Origin of the sequence: Corynebacterium sp. CNJ-954 (assembly GCF_001942345.1) — a bacterium.
GTDB lineage: Bacteria > Actinomycetota > Actinomycetes > Mycobacteriales > Mycobacteriaceae > Corynebacterium.
This window is the reverse complement of the sequence record NZ_MKKI01000029.1, coordinates 1-3,920: the sequence shown is the minus strand read 5'-3', so window position 1 is coordinate 3,920 and position 3,920 is coordinate 1. Positions and strand designations below refer to the sequence as shown.

Here is a 3,920-nt window from a genome sequence, read left to right as displayed (position 1 = left end):
CCTTCGGGTATCCGAACCCGGATGCGGTGATCGTCACCAAGGCCTTCGCCGGCGCCTGAGAGATCAGGGCTACGGGGGTGAACCTCCTCCTCGATCAGCTCCCGGGCACTGCCCGCACCACTTTGCAGCAGCACCGTTTTCCTGCCTGTTCCCGCAGGAGTCACGGTTCTCGGAACGCTCGCCGCCGGTGTCTTGTAAACCTTTAGTTTGATGAGGCATGAGTTCTCTTGATATTAATATAACTATCTGTTGCTTTCTGTTAGGGCGGCGGCAGTGCAAGGGTCACCATCTAAGGATCTGAATGATCTCCTCGGCAATGTCGCCGGGCTCTAGGGTGTCGGACTGGGAGATGTCTTCCACTTCACGGAAGGTTCTGTTTCATCGTCGGCATCTTCTGCGGCCGTTGTAGATGTTGCCGTGGTAGCTGTTGTGGCCTCCGGTTTCGTGGCAGTATTTTGGGTACGGTGATCCAGTCAACGTCGCCGGCGTCGCCGGTGACGCCGGAGGAGCCCCGCTATCAGCCGAGGAGGCCCGTGTTCCGGAAGATCATGCGCTTCGGTCTCGTTGGGGTCGTCGGCGCGGTCGTCGACTTCACGACTATGGCGCTTCTACTGTTCTTCGGCTCCCCCTCTGCCGTTGCCAGGGGTAGCAGCTACATCATCGGCAGTACGATGGCGTACTTCGTGAACAGCTACGTGACGTTCAATGGCAAGCGAACGAGGTCAGAAAAGCTCCGGGCTGCCGTATCGTATGTGGCGTGTTTCATTGTTGCGGTGCTGGTCAACGGCGTCATGCGGCACTCCCTTCCCTCGCTGCCGAACCTTGTCTTTTGGTCCTGGTTCGTGTCGCAAGGTGTGGCGACGACACTGAACTTCCTACTGCAGAACTTCTGGGTCTTTCGCAGGGCTTGAAGCAGAAACGTGTTCAGTGTCGCTTCCACCAGTCGCTCGGTGCGACCCTGATGCGATTTCCGGCCGAGCGTGCACGTCACAGAGTGATCGCAGAACCACGCCATATATCGATCACATTCACAGCGCATACTCTTCGACAAGCTCAGGCGATGCCCTGAGAGCGTCCCGGAAACGCAGATGGGCTGACTCTCATAAGGTAGGCATGCGCGTCCTAGGTTAAACAGGCCCAGGTATGGCCGTTTTTTCGTTCGCCTCGTGGGGAAAATAGGGGAGTACCCACTGAGAAAGGAAGCCTCGAATGACTTACCCCACTGATCGCCCCGCCGTCTGGTTCATCACCGGCACTTCCCGCGGCCTGGGACGCGAGCTTGTGAAGCACCTCTTGAACCGTGGCGACCGTGTGGCGGCGACCACGCGTTCCGCCGAGCGGCTCCTCACCGGGCTGGAAGGAACCGACACCACCCACTTGCTGCCCTTGCAGGTGTCCCTGACCGATCAGGCGCAGGTCGTCGACGCGATCACTGAGGCGACCGCGCGCTTTGGAAGCATCGATGTTGTCGTCAACAACGCCGGCTACGGGCACCTCGGCGCCGTCGAGGAAACCAGCGAAGCTGATGTCCGCGCCATGCTCGATGTGCAGGTGAACGGCACGTGGAACGTGATCCGTGCGGTCCTGCCACAGATGCGTGCTGCCCGCTCGGGACACATCATCAACGTCTCCTCGATTCTCGGCGTGCTGTCTTTCCCCGGCTGGGGACTGTACTGCGCGGCGAAGTACGCGGTCGAAGGTCTTTCGGAGTCGCTGGCTGCCGAAGTCACCGATCACGGTATCCGGGTTTCGATCGTCGAGCCGGGCTACTTCAACACCGATTTCCTGACCGACAACTCTCTCGCGCTGGCTACGAACGTGTCAGATGCGTACCCCGCGATCCGTGAGATGATCTCCGTGCACCAGGCGATGCCGGGTAGTCAGCTCGGTGACCCCGTCAAGGCGGCTGCGGCGTTCGTGACGATCGCGCAGCAGCAGACCGGACCGCTGCGTCAGCAGCTCGGATCCGATTCCTCCGGCCTAGCCGAGGGGAAGGCTGATTCCCTCAAGGCCGATATCCTCGCTGGGCGCGACCTCGCACACAGCACCGATTACGTGCGCTAACAGATCGCTCGGACACGCCCGCGGCGGGCGAATTAGATCCGTGTTCGGCTGATCCGATTCGGCCGCTGCCTGCAGGTCACGCGCACTCATCCTTCGGAGGAAGCACGCCCATGCCCATCATCCACATCACCGCCCCCGCCGGGACGTTCAACAATCACACTCGCGACGAGCTCGCTGAGCAGCTGACGACCATCGCTCTCACGCACGAAGGCCTGCCGCTGACCGCTTTCGTGCGGAGTACCGTGTGGATCTACATGCATGACCTCACCCCTACACACGTCTATCACGGCGGACAGACCGCCAGGGCATCGGTGACTACCGTAGAAGTGAACGCGTTCGCAGGAGGACTCGACGACATGGCGAAAGAGCACATCATCAGTGACTTCACCCACGCCATCAAGCACGCCGCCAATATGCCCGATGACGCTCCCGCGCCGGTCTACATACTCTTCCGTGACATCCAGCCCACCAACGGGGGAGTGTTCGGCAGCACGATCAGCCTCGACGAACTCCGTCACCCAGACCCGGACGCACGCCCGATCTGACCACGACACCTGGGAGAATACGTGTCATGAGCAATCCGCATAAAGAACTTGGACAGTTCCTGCGTCGCGCCCGTGCAGATCGCAACCCGCAGGAGACCGGACTGCTCCCAGACGACCGAGTCCGCCGGGTAGCAGGACTGCGACGCGAAGAAGTCGCGCTCCTCGCCGGTGTATCCACCGACTACTACACGCGCCTCGAGCAGGGACGTCGCATCGTCCCATCCCGGCAAGTGCTCGACGCGATCGCCAAAGCGCTCACCCTCGACGACGCGGAGCGTGCCTACCTCCATCAGCTCGCTCGCACATCGGACGCCCCTGCGCCGCGCCGCCGCGCCGCAGTGCAAAGAGTGCGGCCCGCACTGAGGCAACTCCTCGACTCCCTCTCCGCACAACCAGCACTGATCCTCGGCCACCGCACGGACATCCTCGCGACGAACACACTCGCTCGCACCCTGTTCGCGGACTTTGAAGCGATGCCCGCTAAACACCGCAACTACGCCCGCTGGATGCTCCTCAGCGACGAGGCTCACAGCCTCTTCATCGACTGGGAAGAACAAGCGCGCAACGCGGTCGAGGCCCTACGCCTCGACGCGGCTGCCAATCCTGACGACCAGGGCACGCAACAACTCGTCGGCGAACTCTCTATGATCAGCCCTGAGTTCCGCAACTGGTGGTCACAACACCGCGTTCACCAACGTACCCATGGCACCAAACACCTCGACCACCCCATCGTCGGGAACCTCGAAATCCACTTCGAGACCCTCTCACTGCCGGGCGACCAGCACCAAACCCTGTACATCTACACCACGGAACCCGGAACCTCCTCTCACGAGGCCCTCAACCTATTGATGAGCGAGACCCACACTATGCCGCCCTCCCCGACACGACATTCGTCCTAAAGCTACCGTTGTCGCACACATACTGGGACTGTCGAACGAATAGGTGACAGTCGCGGTGTTTGGGCCACGAGGTCATGGTGGTAGCTCATTGTGCAGCGCTCCTAGCTTGGGTTCGTGGTTACCGGCGTAGCGCCAGTGAGGATGTCGCTAACATCTGACCACTGGGCCTACAGGCGCCGGTAGTGCTCTTTGCCCTCATCGGTGATGGTGAGGATCTTCCGGGCAGGACCGGTCTCCGGGGTTTGCCAGTGACTGGTGATGTAGCCGGCGTCCTACAGTTTGCTTGGTGTTGTTGCAAAGTGGTGTTGGTAGCGTCGGGAAACCGATCTCGACAGGGCTATCTGACCTCTCGGCCCTGGTTTAAGCGCCTGTGAAGGCCTTGGCCACGATCACTGCATCCGGGTTCGATTGC

At 61.0% G+C, this 3,920-nt stretch carries 5 protein-coding genes; 4 read left to right on the top strand and 1 reads right to left on the bottom strand.

What is annotated here, in order from left to right; all coding sequences use genetic code 11:
* Positions 1-464 precede the first annotated feature (464 nt).
* From BJF89_RS09900 to BJF89_RS09885, 4 genes are all read left to right on the top strand, one after another.
* Complete coding sequence (locus BJF89_RS09900) at positions 465-911, top strand: GtrA family protein (protein ID WP_255372584.1); 447 nt, start codon at positions 465-467, stop codon at positions 909-911.
* Between the two features lie 298 nt (positions 912-1,209).
* Entirely contained in the window at positions 1,210-2,064 is an 855-nt protein-coding gene (locus BJF89_RS09895; RefSeq protein WP_075814475.1) for an SDR family NAD(P)-dependent oxidoreductase, read from the top strand.
* 110 nt (positions 2,065-2,174) lie between these two features.
* On the top strand, positions 2,175-2,609 hold the full coding sequence (locus BJF89_RS09890) for a tautomerase family protein (RefSeq protein ID WP_075814473.1): 435 nt from the start codon (positions 2,175-2,177) through the stop codon (positions 2,607-2,609).
* A gap of 26 nt (positions 2,610-2,635) precedes the next feature.
* Entirely contained in the window at positions 2,636-3,508 is an 873-nt protein-coding gene (locus BJF89_RS09885; RefSeq protein WP_075814471.1) for a helix-turn-helix transcriptional regulator, read from the top strand.
* Positions 3,509-3,675: 167 nt separating this feature from the next.
* Here BJF89_RS09885 and BJF89_RS20015 read toward each other — a convergent pair whose 3' ends face one another.
* A complete protein-coding gene (locus tag BJF89_RS20015; protein ID WP_075814477.1) occupies positions 3,676-3,768 on the bottom strand; it encodes a hypothetical protein in 93 nt (30 codons plus the stop codon).
* Positions 3,769-3,920: the final 152 nt, after the last annotated feature.